The organism is Parviterribacter multiflagellatus, from assembly GCF_056863265.1.
In genome coordinates this window covers 430009-448026 of the sequence record NZ_JBXPIZ010000001.1, presented here as the reverse complement: position 1 = coordinate 448026, position 18018 = coordinate 430009, and the positions used below count along the sequence as shown (strand labels likewise).

General features: G+C 75.0%; 12 protein-coding genes, 1 tRNA gene and 1 other RNA gene. 4 read left to right on the top strand and 10 right to left on the bottom strand.

Annotated elements, in window-relative coordinates:
- Positions 1–31 precede the first annotated feature (31 nt).
- Together AC1UE5_RS02000 and AC1UE5_RS01995 are read right to left on the bottom strand one after the other, a co-directional pair.
- A complete protein-coding gene (locus AC1UE5_RS02000) occupies positions 32–1264 on the bottom strand; it encodes a hypothetical protein (RefSeq protein WP_482920386.1) in 1233 nt (410 codons plus the stop codon).
- A 76-nt stretch (positions 1265–1340) separates the two neighbouring features.
- Positions 1341–2525, bottom strand: a complete 1185-nt coding sequence (locus tag AC1UE5_RS01995) for an ROK family transcriptional regulator (protein WP_482920385.1) — start codon at positions 2523–2525, stop codon at positions 1341–1343.
- 123 nt (positions 2526–2648) lie between these two features.
- Here AC1UE5_RS01995 and AC1UE5_RS01990 point away from each other — a divergent pair, with 123 nt between their 5' ends.
- From AC1UE5_RS01990 to AC1UE5_RS01980, 3 genes are all read left to right on the top strand, one after another.
- Positions 2649–4952 (top strand): glycoside hydrolase family 3 protein, encoded by a 2304-nt coding sequence (locus AC1UE5_RS01990; RefSeq protein ID WP_482920384.1) that lies wholly within the window; start codon positions 2649–2651, stop codon positions 4950–4952.
- 66 nt (positions 4953–5018) lie between these two features.
- Positions 5019–5858 carry an ABC transporter ATP-binding protein gene (locus AC1UE5_RS01985; protein ID WP_482920383.1) on the top strand — a complete coding sequence of 280 codons (840 nt, stop codon included), beginning with the start codon at positions 5019–5021 and terminating at the stop codon, positions 5856–5858.
- A 3-nt stretch (positions 5859–5861) separates the two neighbouring features.
- Positions 5862–6704 carry an ABC transporter permease subunit gene (locus tag AC1UE5_RS01980; protein ID WP_482920382.1) on the top strand — a complete coding sequence of 281 codons (843 nt, stop codon included), beginning with the start codon at positions 5862–5864 and terminating at the stop codon, positions 6702–6704.
- Between the two features lie 12 nt (positions 6705–6716).
- Here the strand turns inward: AC1UE5_RS01980 and AC1UE5_RS01975 are convergent, their stop codons facing one another.
- From AC1UE5_RS01975 to AC1UE5_RS01940, 8 genes are all read right to left on the bottom strand, one after another.
- On the bottom strand, positions 6717–8021 hold the full coding sequence (locus AC1UE5_RS01975) for a hypothetical protein (protein ID WP_482920381.1): 1305 nt from the start codon (positions 8019–8021) through the stop codon (positions 6717–6719).
- Positions 8021–8329, bottom strand: a complete 309-nt coding sequence (locus AC1UE5_RS01970) for a hypothetical protein (RefSeq protein WP_482920380.1) — start codon at positions 8327–8329, stop codon at positions 8021–8023. Before AC1UE5_RS01970 ends, AC1UE5_RS01975 begins: the two co-directional genes overlap by 1 nt.
- Positions 8322–9521 carry a Y-family DNA polymerase gene (locus tag AC1UE5_RS01965; protein ID WP_482920379.1) on the bottom strand — a complete coding sequence of 400 codons (1200 nt, stop codon included), beginning with the start codon at positions 9519–9521 and terminating at the stop codon, positions 8322–8324. Before AC1UE5_RS01965 ends, AC1UE5_RS01970 begins: the two co-directional genes overlap by 8 nt.
- Positions 9522–9612: 91 nt before the next feature.
- A complete protein-coding gene (locus tag AC1UE5_RS01960) occupies positions 9613–10122 on the bottom strand; it encodes a GNAT family N-acetyltransferase (RefSeq protein ID WP_482920378.1) in 510 nt (169 codons plus the stop codon).
- The gene (locus AC1UE5_RS01955) at positions 10119–11798 is read right to left on the bottom strand and encodes an LLM class flavin-dependent oxidoreductase (RefSeq protein WP_482920377.1); all 1680 of its coding nucleotides are present in this window, start codon (positions 11796–11798) and stop codon (positions 10119–10121) included. Before AC1UE5_RS01955 ends, AC1UE5_RS01960 begins: the two co-directional genes overlap by 4 nt.
- 82 nt (positions 11799–11880) lie before the next feature.
- Positions 11881–12220, bottom strand: an RNA gene (rnpB, locus tag AC1UE5_RS01950) — RNase P RNA component class A.
- A gap of 17 nt (positions 12221–12237) precedes the next feature.
- Positions 12238–12876: a transcriptional repressor LexA gene (lexA, locus tag AC1UE5_RS01945; RefSeq protein WP_482920376.1), complete on the bottom strand. Its 639-nt coding sequence runs from the start codon at positions 12874–12876 to the stop codon at positions 12238–12240.
- Between the two features lie 143 nt (positions 12877–13019).
- Positions 13020–13104, bottom strand: a tRNA-Leu gene (locus tag AC1UE5_RS01940).
- Positions 13105–13345: 241 nt separating this feature from the next.
- On the opposite strand from AC1UE5_RS01940, the gene AC1UE5_RS01935 reads away from it, so the two are divergent.
- Entirely contained in the window at positions 13346–18013 is a 4668-nt protein-coding gene (locus AC1UE5_RS01935; RefSeq protein ID WP_482920375.1) for a family 78 glycoside hydrolase catalytic domain, read from the top strand.
- Positions 18014–18018: the final 5 nt, after the last annotated feature.

The following is an 18018-nucleotide window of genomic DNA, read 5'->3' as shown; positions in this document are numbered from 1 at the left end:
ACCGCCGACCCCCGCACGTTGCGGACGGCGCTCACGCGGCCATCACGCAGTCCTGCTCCCACGCGTTCAGCGGCGTGCCGGGCTTGTGCTCGATCGCGCCGAGGAGCTTCGTCGTGCGCTCGACGGACTCGTTGCCGATGGCGACCTCGCCCAGCACGGGGACCTTGGCGCCGAGCCCCCAGCCGTCCTTCTTCTCGGTGGTCGCGTACGCCTGCGCCTTGATGCGTGCGGCGGTCGGCATCGCCGCGACCATCGGCGCGATCGCGGACACGTCGCCGCCGAGCAGGCGCTGCACGTGGGGAGCGAGCTCCGGGCCGTCGAGTGCGAGCTCCGCCTCAACCTCGCCACGCGCGCCGCCCTGCAGCTCGAGGTTCGCGACCAGCCCCGGAGGCGCCCCCGTCGCGCGCTCGACGTCGAGCTCGCCGGATCCGGACGCCTCGATCCCCGCGCGGAGCACGAGCGCCTTCGGGCGGTTGTGCCGATCGAACTTCAGCTCGAGCGACCGCGGCGCGCTCGCGCCGATCCCGATGCTCGCCAGCTGCATGCTCACGTCGGCCGAGACGCTGATGTCGTGGGCGAGCGTGATGCTGCGGTCGCCGGTCGTGTGATCGAGGCGGATGCCGGCCGTCAGGCTCGCGGCGGCGTTCGCGGTGGCGGAGTCGAACTTCAGCGCGTTGAGCGCAGCCTCCGCCTCCCCACCGATGCCGACCTCGAACGACTGCTCGGTCGCCCCCGCATGGTCGCCCTTGATCATCTCGACCGCGCCCTTCGCCGCGCCGGCCAGCTTCCAGTCCTCGTCGTCGAGCTTGTCGACGAGGCGTGTCGCCGCGGCCTCGCTGTCGACCTCGAAGACCCGCTCGTAGCCGGCCGTCGCGTACCCCTCGACGTCCACCCCGCCGTCCAGGCCCCACTTCCACAGCTTCACGCCGAAGCTCAGGCCGGTCCCGCCGCCGACGCCGGTCGACTGCGTGACCGACACGCGGTACTTGCCGTTGGAGAGCTGCTCGACCAGGACGGTGCGGCCGTCCTTCGCGCGGATCACCGCGATGCTCAGCGAGCCCTCCCGCCCTTCCTCCTCGGAGGACACGACGCACGCCTCCTCCTCCCCGTTCTCGTCGCAGTCCTCGTTCGCGACGACGCAGAGGGCGACCTTGATCTTGCGGCCGACAGCGTCGGCGACGTCGACGCCCGCGATCTGGGCGCCGCCGACCGCCAGGACGAGCGAGACGAGGAGGACGACGGCGACGTACTCGGTGGTGGACATGCCCGCCGAGCCTGGAGCGCGGCGGGTGACGGATCACCACGGGTTCGTCGCGGAAGTGCGGAGGCGGTGCCTCAGGTCACGCGAGCGCGGGCGGAGGCTCCGCCACGAAGCGCTCGGACTCGCGCAGGACGAGCGCGACCGCACCGAGGACCTCCGCGCGCTCGCCCAGGACGCCCGCGTGGACCGGGGTCGCGCGGACGGCCGCGATCGCGCTCCCGGCGAGCGCCTCGCGGAGCGGCGCGAGCAGGACCTCCCCCGCGCCGGCCAGCTCGCCACCGACGACCACGCGCTCGGGCGCGAGGAGGTTGCAGGCCGCCGCGACCGCGCCACCGAGCGCCCGGCCCGCGTCAGCGATCACGCGCCGCGCCCCGTGGTCGCCGTCCGCCGCCAGCGCGAGCACGCGCGCGAGCGTCAACCCGTCGCCGTGGCGACGGCGCAGCGGCTCGAGCACCGCCTCGGCGCCCGCGAACGCCTCGACGCAGCCGCGGTTGCCGCACCGGCAGACCGGCCCGCGCGCGTCGACGACCAGGTGGCCGAGCTCCCCCGCCGTCCCGCCCGCGCCGTGGAACAGCCGCCCGCCGAGCACCAGCCCGCCGCCGACACCGGACGCGACCTTCACGTACAGCAGGTCGCGGCAGCCCCGGCCCGCGCCCCACACCGTCTCCGCGAGCGCGCCCAGGTTCGCGTCGTTCTCCACCCGCACCGGCATCCCGGCGAGCGCGTCGGCCATCAGCGCCTCGGGATGTGCACCGATCCAGCCGGGCAGGATCGCGGAGTCGCCGACCTCGCCCGTCGCCGACAGCAGTGGGCCGGGGAGCCCCATCCCGACGCCCGCGACGCGCCCCGGCTCCACGCCCGCCTCGGCCAGCAGCCCGCGCACCAGCTCCGCGGCGCGCGCGATCCCGGCGCCCGCGGCGTGGTCGACGTCGAGCGGCTCGACGACCTCGCCGAGCACCGTGTGCGCCAGGTCGGCGAGCGCGACCCGCACGTGCGAGTGGCCGAAGTCGATCCCCACCGCAACGCCCGCGCGCGCGTCGAGCGCCACCCGCGCGCCGCGAGAACCAGCGCCGGCGCCGGGCTCGGCGATCCACCCCTCGCCGCGCAGCTCGCGCACGATCACCGAGACGGTCGCGGGCGCCAGGCCGCTCGCGCGCGCCAGCTCGGCCTGCGACATCGGGCCGTCGCGCCGCAGCAGGCCGACGAGGCGCTCGCGGTTGGTCGCGCGCAGCTCGCGGGGCGAGCCAGGTCCGTCGGCGGTCATCGCGATGGCGAGGCTACCGGACGTTCGGAGGTCGAACATCCACCGCGCACTTGCACATCGAAGACGTTCGTCGTATGAATCCGCACCAGGCTCGACGTCCACCTAGGCAGGGGAGGAGAACCCATGAGCCATCGCTGTCCCCGGCGTCTGCGCGGGCCGCTTGCGGCTGCCGCGACGGCCGCCGTCACCGCCACCGCCCTGGTCGGGTGGTCGGCCGCCGCGCCTGCGCAGCAGCAGGACGCCGCACGCGCCGGCGACCGGCCCGTCTACCTCGATCCGCGGGCGCCGGTCGCCCAGCGGGTGGAGGACCTCCTCGGGCGCATGACGCTCGCGGAGAAGGCCGGGCAGATGACGCAGATCAACGTCACCAAGCTCCAGGGCGATCCGGCCAACGACTGGGATCGCGGCCCGCTGAACGAGCAGATGCTCGACTCCGTGCTGGCCGACGCGAAGGTCGGCTCGATCCTCTCCGGCGGCGGCGCGTCGCCGGCCGAGAACACGCCGCGGGCGTGGGCGGAGATGACGAACGCGATCCAGCGCTACGCGCTCGAGCACCAGCGGCTGCGCATCCCGATCATCTACGGCGTCGACGCGGTGCACGGCCACAACAACGTGCTCGGCGCGACCATGTTCCCGCACCAGATCGGGCTCGGCGCGTCGTTCGACCCCGACCTCGCCCAGCAGCTCGGCGCGCGAACCGCGCGGGCCGTGCGCGCGACCGGCATCCACTGGAACTTCGCGCCGGTGGTCGACACCGCGCGCGACCTGCGATGGGGCCGCTACTACGAGCCGTTCGGGGAGGACCCGCTCCTCACCGGCACGCTCGGCGCCGCGAACATCCGCGGCCAGCAGGGGGCGGGCCTCGCGTCGCGTGACGGCGTCGCGGCGACCGCCAAGCACTTCACCGGCTACTCGGCCCCCGACAGCGGCAAGGACCGCACCGACGCGACGATCTCCGACGAGGAGCTGCGCCGGGTCCACCTCCCGCCGTTCGCGCAGGCGATCGACGCGGGCGCGGAGACCGTGATGATCAACAGCGGCAGCGTCAACGGCGAGCCGGTCCACGCGTCGCGGCGGCTGCTCACCGACGTGCTCCGCGGCGAGCTGGGCTTCGAGGGCGTGGCCGTGTCGGACTGGGAGGACGTCGCGTTCCTCGTGACCAAGTACAAGGTCGCGGCGACGTACAAGGAGGCCGTCGCGCTGGCCGTCAACGCCGGGATGGACATGGCGATGGTGCCGCTCGACCACGTCGGGTTCACGTCCGGCGTCGTCGACAACGTCAACGACGGCACGATCCCGGCCGCGCGCGTGGACGAGGCGGTGCGGCGCATCCTGACGCTGAAGTTCAAGCTCGGCCTGTTCGAGCGGCCGTACGTCGACCCCGAGGCCGCCGCACGGGTCGTCGCGGCGCCGGCCGACCGGCGGCTCGCCCGTGAGGCGGCGCGCGAGTCGATGGTGCTGCTGGAGAACGACGGGACGCTGCCGCTCGACCGCCGCACCGGCCGCGTGCTGGTGACCGGCCCGAGCGCCGACAGCGCCGCGAACCAGCTCGGCGGCTGGTCGATCGCGTGGCAGGGCCTGAACGCCGCGCCCGCCGGTGAGATCCCGGACGTGACGACGGTGGTCGAGGGCGTGCGCGACGCGGTGGCGCCGGGCACGACCGTCCGCTACCAGCCGGGCGTGCCGTCCGGCGACGCGGCGGGCGACCCGGCGGCGGTGGCCGCCGCGCGGGAGGCGGCGGTGCGTGACGCGCGGCGCTCGGACGTCGCGATCGTCGCCGTCGGCGAGGGCCCGTACGCGGAGGGCCAGGGCGACACGACGACCGCCGCGCTGCCGGCCGGGCAGGCGGAGCTGATCGACGCGCTGCAGGACACGGGCACGCCGGTCGTGCTCGTCGTGATCTCCGGGCGGCCGCTGGTGATGAACCGGCAGCTCGACCGGGCGGAGGCGGCGCTGGCGGCGTTCCTGCCGGGCACCGAGGGCGGAGCGGCCGTGGCCGACCTGCTCTTCGGGCGCGAGGCGCCGTCCGGGCGGCTCCCGGTGTCGTGGCCGCGGTCGATCGCGCAGGCCCCGATCTCCTACGACGAGGAGCCGTACGACCCGCGGTACGCGTTCGGCCACGGGCTCGGCTACGCGCGGTTCGACGTGCGGCAGCTGATCGCGCCGGACACCGTGGCGGCCGGCGGCGGGCAGGTGCCCGTGTCGGTGGAGCTCCGGAACACCGGCCGCGGCGCAGCGGACCGGGTCGTGCTGGCGTTCGCCGAGAAGGCCGGCGGGCGGCGTGAGCTGGTCGCGTTCCGCCGGGTGTCGCTGGGCGGTCGCGCGCGGGCTCGCGTGGACCTGTCGTTCCCGGCGGCGCGGTTCGACGGGCCGGGGACGTACCGGCTCGTCGTGGACGGGCGGTCGACGACGGTGACGGTGCAGTAGCCGCCTTCACAGGTCTCGCACGAGTCCTGCACACGCCGGTGGCACGCCGCGGGTAGGTTCCGCGGCGTGTCCGGCGTGTCGGCTCTGGAGGTCCGCGGCCTCGCGAAGCGCTACCGCGGTGGGGTGCAGGCGCTCGACGGCGTCGACCTGGAGGTCGGCGAGGGCGAGCTCGTCGGGCTGCTCGGCCCGAACGGCGCGGGCAAGTCGACGCTCGTGAAGATCTGCTGCGGCCTGGCGCGGGCGTCGGGCGGCACGGTGACGGTCGCCGGCCATCCCGCGGGGAGCCCGCCGGCGCGCGCGGCGCTCGGGTACCTCGCGGAGCTGTTCCGGTTCCCCGGGTGGGCGACCGCGGACGAGGTGCTGCTCCTGCACCAGCGGCTGGCGCGGTCCGACGGCGGCGCGGCGGAGCGCGGCGAGCTGCTGGAGCTGGTCGGCCTCGCGGACGCGCGCGGGCGCCGCGTCGAGCAGATGTCGAAGGGCATGCAGCAGCGGCTCGGGATCGCGCAGGCGCTGGTCGGGCGGCCGGCGCTGCTCCTGCTCGACGAGCCGACGAGCGCGCTGGACCCGGTCGGCCGCCGCCTCGTGCGCGAGCTGCTCGTGGAGCTGCGCCGCCGCGGCCAGTCGGTGCTGCTCAACTCGCACCTGCTGTCGGACGTCGAGCGCGTGTGCGACCGGGTGACGATCGTCAATCGCGGGCGCGTCGTGACGACGGGGCGGCCCGGCGAGCTCGCGCGCCCGCGCGGCGTCGAGGTCGAGACGCGCGGCGGCGTGCGGCTCTTCGAGGGCGCGGGGCGCGAGGAGGCGCCGCGGATCGTGGCGGAGCTCGTCGCGGCCGGCGAGGAGGTCTACGAGGTGCGGCTGCTGCGGTCGACGCTCGAGGACGTCTACGTCGAGGCGGTGAGCTGAGCGATGCTGCTGATCGCCGCCCACGCGGTCCGCGAGTCGCTGCGCCGGCGGGTCTTCCTCGTCGTCCTCGTGCTGAGCGTCGCGTTCCTGGGGCTGTACGCGTGGGGCGCGTCGCGGCTGTTCGACGACGTGTCCGAGTTCGGCGGGAACGAGTTCGGCGTCGAGGCCGAGACGCTCGCCGGCGCGACCGTGCTCGGGCTGTCGATGTTCATGACGCTCTTCCTCGGCGCGGTGCTCGCGACGTTCCTGGCGCTCGGCGCGGTGCGCGGCGACGCCGAGCGCGGCCTGCTGCAGCCGGTGATCGTGCGGCCGCTGGGGCGGACCGCGTACCTCGGCGGACGGCTCTTGGCGGCGGGCGCGGTGAGCGCCGCGTACGTCGTGGCGCTGTTCGGCGCGTGCGTGGTCGTGACCGGCCTGCTGGGGTGGTGGCCGGACCGGATCGTCGCGCCGGCGCTCGCCCTGGCGGCGGGCGCGGGGGTGATCTCGGCGCTTGCGCTGCTCGGCTCGGTGGTCCTGTCGAGCACGGCGAACGGGATCGCGGTGTTCATGGCGTTCGGCGCGGGCCTGACGGCCGGGCTGCTCGGGGAGATCGGTGAGACGCTCGACTCGGACACGCTCGACACGATCGGCGACCTCGGCGCGTGGCTGCTGCCCTTCGAGGCGCTCTACCAGCACGGCCTCGCGCTGCTGACCGCGGACGTCGAGGGGACGACGCAGGCGATCGTGACGCTCGGCCCGTTCGGCGGGGCGGAGGAGCGCGGGACGGGGATCTGGCCGTACGCCGCCGTCTACGTGGGCGGGGTCATGGCCGCGGCGGCCGCGCTGTTCGCGCGCCGCGACCTGTAGCGGGCGCGCGCGTCAGGCGGCGAGGGGAAGGGCGAGCGCGCAGGCGGCGGCGAGGGCGACGAGCGCCGCGTCGCGGCTGCGGACACGGAGCGCGGGGTGCGTGACGGGCTCAGCGGGGTCGTGCCGGCCGGCCTCGCCCGCGACCCAGTCGAGGACCGCGTCGGTGACGGGGATCGGGTCGGGCTCGACGCCCTTGAGCCGCGCGAGCAGGCGCTTGCCGGACGCCGCGAGCCCGTCGGTCGAGCCGAGGCCGTCGAGGACCTCGCTCGTCTCGCGCATCGACGGGATGCGGTCGAAGCGGTGCAGGATGCGGCGGAAGACCTCGCGGAGCCCGTCCTCCCCCGCGGCGTAGCGCAACCAGGTCGCGACGAGGACGAGGAGCGCGGCGCGGAGGGTGCGGCGGAGCGTCTCGTCGAGGCCCATGCCCCCGATGAGGCCGGCGGTCAGCGCCCCGAACGCGAGGACGGCCATCAGCGCGAGGCCGGGCTTGATGGCGGAGCGGTCCCCGCGCGCGACGAGCGACGCGACGACGAGCCAGAGCGCGACCGCGCCGAGCATCGGCCACCACGTGCCGGTGAGGAGGATCGCGAACGCGACGACGGCGGCGAGGAGGACCGCGCGGGGGTCGAACCGGATGCCGCGCGCGGGCGGCGGGGCGGCGGGCGCGGGGGCGGAGGGGTCGGGCGCGGCGGCGCCGGGCGAGGTGGCGGCGGGGTCGGGGGCGGCGGCGGGCGCGGCGGCGAGCGGAGCGTCGCGCTCGACCACGTCGGGCGCGGGCGGGTCGGCGGGCCAGTTGCTCAGGCCGCGCTGGTAGACGAGCACCTGCACGACGCTCGCGGCGATCGCCCAGCCGACGAAGACGATCGTCGCGCCGATGATCGCGCCGGTCTGGTTGGCCGGGAGGATCGGGACCCATCCGAACAGCCGCTCGTAGGTGCCGGTGAACGCCTCGAGCCCGACGATGATCGTCACGTAGAAGAGCGTGGAGACCGCGTTCTGCGCCGCCCGCATCGCGATCGTCGCGGCGAGCAGCGCGGCCGTCCCGCGCCCGCGCCCGGCCATGTGCCCGAGCACCGGCGCGCTGACCGCCTGGGTGAGCGGCACGGTGATCCGCGCCGGGCCCATGATCGCGACCGTCTGGAGCATCGCCGCGAGCGACGCGCCGAACCCGTGGCGCGCACCGAAGCGCTCCGCCGCCCGCGCGAGCGCGACCCCGCCCGCCAGCGCCACCGCGAACCCGCCGGTCGGGGTCGCGCGGGAGGCGAGGAAGGACGCCGTCGCGACGTGCGCCAGTCCGGTCGTCGTGCGGCGGGGCATCACCTCTGTCTGTACCACGTCCCGCGCTGCAGCTCGCGGAAGACGACCGAGTTGCGCCCGTCCATCGTCACGACCTCCCAGTAGCGGCGGCGCACGGGGCGGTCGGTCCACCACCGGTCCTCGACCAGCCACGACTCGCGCACCGCGTCGACCTCGCGGCCGTCGACCGCCGTCGGCCGCCCACCCTCGCCCCACCGGACACGGACCGGCCGCGGCTCCCCCAGCCGCTTCGGCCCGGCGCTGCCACGCGGGGCCCGCGACGACCCGCGCGGACCCCGCGGGCCTCCCGGCCGGAAGCCTTCAGGCACGACCGTCGCCGCGATCGTCCGCGGGGCCGTCGAAGGGGGTCAGGAACGCGCGGCGCTCGGGGACGCGGGAGTCCGGGTCGATCTCGAGGACGCGCAGCGCGGCGTCCGGGCCCGCGGCGGCGCGCGCCTGGCGGACCGCCTCGCGCAGTCGCGCGCGACGCTCCTCCGCGTTGTCCTCGAAGAGCGCGGTGCCGCCGACGTGCGCGGGCCCGAGCCGGTCGGCCGCGAGCCGCAGCGTCTCGGCCGGCGCCGGCAGCTCCGCCAGCCGCCCGCCGAGCGCGAGCTTCAGCCGCGCCGCGTCGCCCGTCGACTCGCGGAAGACGACCCGCTCGCGCCACGTGCCGCCCTCGACGAGCGTCGCGGACAGGACCGCCGAGCGGATCGTCCGCCCACGCCGCTCCCGCCGGGCGAGCAGCCGGTCGACGAGCAGCGCCAGCGCCCGGTCGAGCTGCTGGCCGTTGGCCGCCTCAGGCAGGTCGAGCGTCTCCTCGAGCCGCTCCCCCACCACGCGCGGGCGCGGCGGCGTGTCCACCCCGCACGCAAGCTCGTGCGCGTGGACGCCCGCGGCGCCGAACCGGTCGGCCACCGACGCCCGCGGCAGCTCCGCCAGCGCGCCGAGCGTCTGGATGCCGAGCCGGGCGAGCGGCTCGGGCAGGTGCGCGGTCGCCGCGCGGTGGCGCAGCAGCCGCACCGACTGCTCGGCGAGGAACGCGCGCGCGTCGCGCTCCCCCACCACCCGCGGCCGCCGCGCGCGGGCGCTCGTCGCCGCGGCGAGCGCCACGAACCGCGTCGGCCCGGCGCCCAGTCGCGCCGGCCGCCGCAGCGCCGCGCGCGTCGCAGCCATCACGCCGTCGAGGTGCCCGCCGTGCAGCCGCCGCAGCCCGCGCGCGTCGAAGCACGCCTGCCCGGGCTCCGCCTCCACCCGCGCGCCGATCGCCTCCAGCCGCGTCAGCAGCCCTTCCCACTCGTCGGCGACGCCGACAGGATCGGGCGGGATCAGCGCCAGCCGCGGACACCGCGCGAGCGCCTCGCCCACCCGCATCCCGGGGTGCACGCCGTACCCTTCCGCCGCGGGCGAGACCTCGCCCACGACCTGCTCGCGCCCGGGCTCGGGCGCCAGCGCGGAAGGCTCGCGCAGGAGGAGCTCACGGTCGCCGGCGGCGACCGTGAGAGCGAAGCGGGGAAGCAGCACGCAGACGATCATCGATACGAACACATGTTCGCATCGGGGTCGGATGCGATCAACGGTCAGCGGCCAAGAATCAGCCGCTCTTTGCGACAGATCAGCGCAAGGACAGCGCCATGATCACGTCATCGACGTACGCGCCGTCGAGGAGGAACTCCTCGCGCAGCACGCCCTCCTCCACGAACCCGAACGCGCGGTAGAGCGCGAGCGCGCGGTAGAGCGCGAGCGCGCCGGCGTTGTGCGAGAGCACCCGCAGGGCGAGCTTGCGGGCGCCCCGCGCCCGCGCCTCCGCCACCGCGCCCGCCAGCAGCGCCCGGCCGATCCCGCGACCCTGGAGCGCCGGGTCGACCGCGAGGCCCCAGATCATCGACACGTGGCGGTTGGCCTCGAGCGGGGTCGGGTGGCCGAGCTTGACATAGCCGGCGACGCGCCCGCCCGGCGACAGCTCGGCGACCAGCACGTCCTCCACCGCGGTGCGCTCGCCGAAGAACGGCGGCGGCTCCGCGGGTCGCGCCGAGGGCGACGAGAGGGGCGTCCACGTCGCGTGGTCGATCGCGCCGAGCACCGGGGCGTCGTCCTCGCGCGCCGGGCGGACGGTGACGCTCACAGCGCCGAGGGCCGGCCGAACATCTCGCCGAGCCGCGGCGCGAGGTCGAGATCGCCCTCGATCCCCATCCGCCCCGTGAACAGGCCCTTGGCCGGGTCGAGCTCCCCGCTCGCCACCCGCACGAAGTCCGCGACGCTCATCCGGAGCGTGAGCCTAGGCGATCCCCCGTCGGCTGCCCGCACGCGCGCGCGGCGCCCGTCGATCTCGACCGTCCACGGCCGCAGCGCCCCGTCCGTGCGGCGCAGCTCGTAGAGCACCTCGCCCGCGAAGCCGCTCGCGCTGCCCGGCACGTACCGCTGCGCCATCGCGCCGAACAGCACGCGCAGGCCCGAGTCGGAGCCGATCGTGCGCTCGATCCGGCGGTCGTCCGAGCGGGCGACGAACGCCGCGAACGCGGCCTCGCCACGGGCCGAGAGCGCCGCCCCCACGCGCGCGCGGGAGGACGCGGAGGCGGGAGGGGCCGCAGCGGGTGCGACGGGCGGCCCGCTGTCGAGCGGCGCGAAGGCGTACTCCGGATCGACGTCGCGCGGCACCGGCCGCCGCTCCAGCGCCGCCGCGATCGCGGGCGCGAGCCGCTCCGCCTTCGCCGCCTCGCGCGCCTCCGCCTGCGACGCGAACTCGGGGACCACCCGCTCGCCGAACAGCCGGATCGACTCCAGGATGTGCTCGTGGCGGTTGCGCCCGGCCTGCAGGCAGAAGATGAGCTGGTCGACGCCCGCCTCCTCGTAGCGCCGCGCGAGGTCGCGCACCTGCGCAGGCGTCCCGATCGCCCCGCGCGGGCCGCCGTCGCGCGCGAACCCGACGTCCGCGCGGCGCGCCTCGAACTCCTCCCAGATCGACGTCCACCCCGGCCGGTGCTCGCCGAAGGCGTAGTAGTGGGCGAGCGCGTAGCCGAAGAAGTGCGCGCCGTCGATGCCGCGCTCGACCGCCGTCGCCTCGTCGTCGTGGAGCATCATCGGGAGCACGACCGCCAGCCGCGGGTTGACCGCGAAGCCCGCCGGGACGCAGCGGTCCGACGCGATGATCGCCTCGTACTCGTCGACCCACTCGCGCGTCTCCTCGGGCTCGACGAACGCGAACGACAGCGCGCCGAGGCCCTTCTCCGCCGCGAGCCGGATCGTCTCGCGCCGCGAGCAAGCGACCCACAGCGGCGGGTGCGGCTTCTGCAGCGGTTTCGGGACGACGTTGCGCGGCGGCATGGAGACGTACCGGCCGTCGATGCCGGCGAACGGCTCCTCGACCATCATCCGCGTCACCGCGTCGAGCGCCTCGTCCCACTGCGCGCGCTTGGTCTCCCGGTCGACGCCGAAGCCGGCCAGCTCCGCGCCCGACGACGTCTCGCCCGTGCCGAGGTCGACACGACCACCGGAGACGAGGTCGAGCGTCGCGACCGTCTCCGCCACCCGCGCGGGGTGCTGGTAGCCGGGCGGGAGCGGGAGGATCCCGAACCCGAGCCGGATCCGCTGCGTCCGCTGGCTGGCCGCGGCGAGGAAGACGTCGGACGCCGAGGAGTGCGAGTACTCCTCGAGGAAGTGGTGCTCGACCGCCCAGACGTGGTCGAACCCGACCTCGTCGGCCAGCTGGACCTGCGTCAGCGCGTCCTGCAGCAGCCGGTGCTCGTCGCCCTCCGCCCACGGCCGCGGGAGCTGGTGCTCGTAGAAGACCCCGAAGCGCATCGACCCGACCGTACGTCACCGGCGCCCGGGTTCGACGTCGTGGTCACGAAATAGGAACGACCCCGCCGAAGCGGGGCCGTTCCCGTAGCACGCCGGTAAGCCGGATTCTGTCGTTGAGCAGCCATCCATCTCTGCGGCCGACCTGGACCTTGGCGGGCTACCTGCAAGCGGTCCTGCTTGGCCTTGCATCGGACGGGGTTTGCCTGGCCGCCGTGTCACCACGACGCCGGTGCGCTCTTACCGCACCCTTTCACCCTTGCCTGTGTCTGCGACCGTCGCGCGGGCGGCCGCCGACCATCGGCGGTGTGTTTCTGTGGCACTTTCCCGCGGGTTTCCCCGGGTCGGTCGCCCGACCGTCCTGCCCTGTGATGTCCGGACTTTCCTCGAAGGTGGTGTGCCTCCGCGGCTGCCTGGTGTGCGCTGTGAAGTCTAGACGCGTCTACAGCGACCGGAGCAGGCCGACGACCTTGCCCTCGATCTGCACGTCCCGTGTGCGGATGGGCTCCAGCGTCGGGTTCTCCGGCTGCAGGCGGATGTGGTCGGCCTCGCGGTAGAAGGTCTTGACCGTCGCCTCGTCGTCGCCGACGCGCGCCACCACGATCTCGCCGTCCCGCGCGGTGTCCTGCTTCTGGACGACCACGAGGTCCCCGTCGAGGATGCCCGCGTCGATCATCGACTCGCCCTTGACGCGGAGGAGGAACTCGCCCGCGCTGCCGCCGGCCTCGGCCGGCACGGCGATGTGCTGCTCGACGTTCTCCTCGGCGAGGATCGGCGAACCCGCCGCGACCTGACCGACGAGCGGGAGCCCGTTGCCGCCCGACAGCACCCGCACCGCGGACTCGCCCGCCTCGCGCACGCCGTCGACCACCCGGTCGAGCAGCTCGATCGCGCGCGGCTTGGAGGGATCGCGCCGCAGCAGCCCCGCCTTCTCGAGGTTCGCCAGGTGCGCGTGCACCGTCGAGGACGAGGCGAGCCCGACGGCCTTGCCGATGTCGCGGACGGTCGGCGGGTAGCCGTGGGTGGCTGAATAGCGCTTGATGAAGTCGAAGATCTCCTGCTGGCGCTTCGTCAGGTCCACGGGGCGCTCCTCAGGTCGGCATCGGGTTGGCGGGCTACGAACATGTGTTCGTCAACCTAGAGAAGCCGCCGGACGGATGCAAGCCCCGCATCCACGATCGCCCCGGAACGAGAAAGACCCAGCGTCTGCTGGGTCTTTCCAAGTGCGCCGAAGTGGACTCGAACCACCACGGGGTTATCCCCCACAAGGCCCTCAACCTTGCGCGTCTACCAATTCCGCCACCGGCGCGTGGGCGGCCAACACTGTAGCGCGGGGTGGGCCGGACCTTCACGGCAGCCCGCCGGCAGGACCGACACGGCGCCCAGAGGGCGATCCGGCGGCCACGTGACGATCGGCGCGTTCACGCTCTTGCGGGATCCCGCTGCCTCATTTACGGTCCGCCGCGGTCATTGTGCGGTTGTGAGCGTTCGTGTTCGAACCGCTGGGTCTCACGGGAGAAGAGAACATGTCCGAACGCCTTGGGCGAGGGGTGTCCGCGGTCGTCCTGGTCTGCGTCGTGGCCTTGAGCTGGGCCACGGCAGCGCACGCACAAGCGCGCGGCAGCGGCGCCGGAGGGGCGCGCGTCGCGCTCGCGGACCTGGAGGTCGAGCGCAAGGCCGAGCCGGTCGGCATCGACGTCGACAAGCCGCGCTTCTCGTGGGTGATCGACTCCAGCGTCCGCGGGACCGAGCAGCGCGCGTACCGCGTCCAGGTCACGCAGCCCGGTCAGCGCGGCCGCGCCCGCACCGTCTGGGACAGCGGCCTCGTCCGCTCCCGCGCCTCCACCGACGTCGCGTACGGCGGCCCGCGCCTGGACAGCGCGACCCGGTACGAGTGGCGCGTCGACGTCGTCACCAACCGCGGCGCCACCTCCGCGCGCTCCGCCTTCCGCACCGGCCTCTACGACGAAGCGGACTGGGCCGGCAGCGCGTGGATCGGCAACGCCCGCCGCCCCCGCGGCGCCGAGACGCTGACGGTCGAGAGCGCGTCCTGGATCTGGACGCCCGAGGCCACCACGCCGGTCGCACCGGCCGAGCCCCGCGCGTTCCGCCTCACCCACCCCACGCCGGCCGGGAAGCAAGCTGCCAGCGCGGAGATCGTCATCACGGCCGACGACTCGTACCGCCTCTGGCTCAACGGCCGCGAGCTCGGCAGCACCGCCGGCGCGAACAACGAGTGGCAGCAGTCGCGCCGCTTCGAGACCGCGCTCGACCCGCAGCGCAACGTCGTCGCCGTCCGCACCACGAACGGCGCGGGCAGCCCCGCCGGCCTCATCGCCGCGATCCGCGTCCGCTACACCGACGGCTCGGCCGAGACGCTCACCACCGGCACCGGCTGGAAGGCCGCCAAGACGTTCCCCGCCGACTTCCACCGGCCCGACTTCGACGACACGAGCTGGGGCGCCGCGGTCGTCCAGGCGCCGTACGGCGGCGCGCCGTGGAACCGCAACGTCCGCCCGCCGCGCGACGAGCCGCGCCCCGCGCCGCTCCTGCGCCGCCAGTTCGACGTCACCGGCCGCGTCCGCAACGCGACGCTCTTCTACGCCGCCGGCGGCTACGCGGACGTCTCGCTCAACGGCCGCAAGACGACCGACGAGGTCCTCTCCCCCGGCTTCACCGACTACGACGACACCGTCCAGTACGCGACCGCCGACCTCACGGCGCAGCTCAAGCCCGGGGCCAACGCCCTCGGGATGGAGCTCGGCCGCGGCTTCTACGGCATGACGGGCGGGAACGTCTGGCGCTGGGAGGCGCCGCCGTGGCACGACGAGCCGGTCGTCCGCGCGCGCCTGCGGATCGAGTACGAGGACGGCCGCGTCCAGGACGTCGTCACCGACGACCGCTGGCGGATCGCCGACGGACCGACGGTCTTCGACGACCTCTACGCGGGCGAGACGTACGACGCGCGCCGCACGATCCCCGGCTACGACACGCCCGGCTTCGACGACGCGGCCTGGGCGCCGGCGAGCGAGGTGGCGGGCCCGAAGGGCGAGCTGGTCAACCAGCGCCAGCAGCCGATCCGCGTGACCGAGTCGCTCCCCGCGACCGAGATCACCGAGCCGCAGCCCGGCACCTACGTCGTCAAGTTCCCGCGCGTGCTGGCGGGCTGGGTCGAGATCGCGGCGCAAGGGCCCGCGGGCACGACGATCCGCGCTCAGTACGGCGAGAAGCTCAAGGACGACGGCCTGCCGGACTTCTCGAACAACGGCGGCTTCCAGTCGGGCTTCCAGACCGACCGGTTCATCCTCGCCGGCACCGGTCAGGCGGAGCGCTGGGAGGCGCGGTTCTCCTACAAGGGCTTCCAGTACGTCCAGGTGACCGGCTGGCCCGGTGAGGAGCCGCCGCCGCTGTCGGCGTTCACCGCCAAGGCCGTCCACACCGACGTGGAGACGACCGGCTCGTTCGACAGCTCCGAGCCGATCATGAACCGCACGCACCGTGCGGTCGTGGACACGATCCTCAACAACCTCCACGGCATCCCGACCGACACGCCGATGTTCGAGAAGAACGGCTGGACCGGCGACGCGGCGGTCGGCGCGGAGATGTTCCTGCTCAACCTCGACGTCCACGAGCTGATGGCCAAGTGGATGCGCGACCTGCACGAGACGCGCTCCACCGACGGCCGGCCGATGGTGATCGCGCCGAGCTCGGGCACCTGGGGCGAGTGGGGCATCGCGCCGCCGTGGCACTCGGCCTACGTGCTCATCCCCGAGTGGCTCAACCAGTACGGCGGCGACGTCCAGCCGCTCGCGCAGCTCTACGACGGCATGCGCAAGTACGTCGACCTCGAGTACGACCAGGCGGCCGACGGCATCGTCGACGACGTGCGGCTCGGTGACTGGGTGAGCCCGGAGGCGAGCCCGGCAGGCGGCAACGCGCCCGAGGACCTGCGGGTGTCGGGCACGGCGTACCTCTACACGATGCTCACGAGCATGGAGCGCAGCGCGAAGCTGCTCGGCAAGACTGCCGACGCGCAGCACTTCGCCACGCGCGCCGCCGCGGTGAAGGAGGCGTTCAACGCGCGCTTCCTCGACCGCGACGCCGGCCTCTACCGCGGCAGCGGCGACCGCGGCTACCGCCAGACCCACAACGTGCTGGCGGTGGCGTTCGGGCTCACGCCGGACGCGGCGACGACGCAGCGCGTGGTCGACTCGATCGCGGCCGACGTGCGGCGGCGCGGCAACACGCTCAACACCGGCGTGCTCGGCACGAAGTACCTCCTCCCCGTGCTGACCGAGCACGGCCACGCCGACCTCGCCCACACGCTCGCGACGCAGACCGCGTACCCGAGCTGGGGCTTCATGATCGAGAACGGCGCGACCACGATGTGGGAGCACTGGGCCAAGGAGGCGCGCTCGCGCGGCCACTACTTCCTCGGCACGGTCGAGGACTGGTACTTCCACCACGTCGCGGGCATCCGCGCGTCGCAGACGACGGGCTACCGCGACATCACGATCGCGCCGGCCGTGACGGGCTCGATGGCCTGGGCGCGCGCGACGACGCGGACGCCGTTCGGCCCGGTGACGAGCGCGTGGCGCAACCGCGACCGCGCGCTGGAGCTGCGCGTGGACGTGCCGGTGGGCTCCACCGCGACCGTCCACGTCCCGGCCGAGAACGCGCACGCGATCACCGAGGGCGGGCTGCCGCTCGACCGCGTGGACGGGATCGAGCGCGTCGAGCAGGGCGACGGCGTCGTGCGGGTGACGGTCGGCTCCGGCCGCTACGTCTTCGCCGCCGACGAGCGGATGGGGCTCGCGGGCCGGGCGCTCGTCCGGACCGAGGCGCTGGCCGACGCGGTCCGCGCGCTCGATCTGCGCCGCGGTGACGAGCGGGCGCTGCTGCGAGCGCTCGAAGCGGTCGCGGACGGCGGCGAGCGCGCGCTGGCCGAGCTGCGGCGCGGCGACGCAGTCGACGCCGCCGAGGCGCTCGCGTGGTCGGTGCGGGCGCTCGACGCGTTCGACGAGGAGCTGCGCGGGGTGCGGCTCGGCGCGGCGGACCGGGCGGCGCTGACGGCCAAGTCGGCGGCGGTGCGTGAGGCGCTCGGCACCGCGACCAGCGACCTGCTCGGCATGCGGCTCGAGGCCGCGCTCGCTCCCGCGCAGGTCCGGCCGGGCGACGACGCGGCAGTGGCGGTGCGCGTGGCGAACGGCGCGGCGACGACGCTGCGAGACGTCCGCGCGTCGGTGGCCGGGCTCGACGCCGGCTGGCGGGTGCGGCCCGCGGAGGCACGGCTCGCGTTGCGGCTGGCGCCCCGCGCGGCGGCCGACGGGCAGTTCACGCTCACCGTGCCGGAGGGCCAGCGGCCCGGCACCGTCACGGCGCGCGCGCACGTGCGGTACGAGTTCGCCGGCGTCGAGGTCGACGTGGACGCGCCGGTCGCGATCGACGTCGTCTCCCCCATCACGGTCGCCGCGGTGACGGCCACGCCGGAGACCGTCCGGCCGGGCGGGACGGCCGAGGTCGCGACGACGCTGCGCAACGCGGGCCGCGCGCCGGCGATCGGGCAGGTGCGGCTCGCCGTGCCGGCCGGCTGGGACGCCCCCGCGCCGAGCGCGGACGTCACGGTGCCGGCGGGCGGGGAGATCACGGTCCGCACGACGGTCGCCGTCCCGCGGGCGGCGCAGCGCGCGGCCGAGGACGTCGAGCTGACGGCGACGTTCGCGCGGGACGGCGCGGAGCTGGCACGCTGGACGGGCACGCTGAAGGTGCAGATCGCGCCGCTGCCCAGCCCGCTGCCGGCCGGCTACGACCACGTCGACCTCGGCAACGCGGCGTCCGAGCAGGCGCACCGCCTGACCGCGTCGGCGTCGTCGGGGACGAGCAGCGAGGCGGGCCTGACACGCCGCTACGCCGGCCACCTCACGCCGTTCTCGTACTTCGAGCTCGACGCGAAGGTCGTCGCGGGCAGGCCGTTCGTCCTCCGCGTGATCGAGACCTACGACCGCGCGCAGACCAAGCGGTACAAGGTCTACGTCGACGGCGCGGAGGTCGCGCTGCGCGTCGGCGGCCGCGACAGCGGCGGGACGGAGACGTACGAGCTGGTCGTGCCCGCGAGCCGGGCGACCGACGGCGAGGTGCGCATCCGGTTCGAGAACCAGGACGACCCCGCGTTCTACGACCCGTCGATCGCGGACGTCTGGACGCTGCCGGAGGAGTGACGGCG

What these genes read in the sequence shown, in the direction of transcription:
- AC1UE5_RS02000 (WP_482920386.1), bottom strand. Translation starts at nt 1,264, where the DNA reads ATGTCCACCACCGAGTACGTCGCCGTCGTCCTCCTCGTCTCGCTCGTC.
- AC1UE5_RS01995 (WP_482920385.1), bottom strand. Translation starts at nt 2,525, where the DNA reads ATGACCGCCGACGGACCTGGCTCGCCCCGCGAGCTGCGCGCGACCAAC.
- AC1UE5_RS01990 (WP_482920384.1), top strand. Translation starts at nt 2,649, where the DNA reads ATGAGCCATCGCTGTCCCCGGCGTCTGCGCGGGCCGCTTGCGGCTGCC.
- AC1UE5_RS01980 (WP_482920382.1), top strand. Translation starts at nt 5,862, where the DNA reads ATGCTGCTGATCGCCGCCCACGCGGTCCGCGAGTCGCTGCGCCGGCGG.
- AC1UE5_RS01975 (WP_482920381.1), bottom strand. Translation starts at nt 8,021, where the DNA reads ATGCCCCGCCGCACGACGACCGGACTGGCGCACGTCGCGACGGCGTCC.
- AC1UE5_RS01955 (WP_482920377.1), bottom strand. Translation starts at nt 11,798, where the DNA reads ATGCGCTTCGGGGTCTTCTACGAGCACCAGCTCCCGCGGCCGTGGGCG.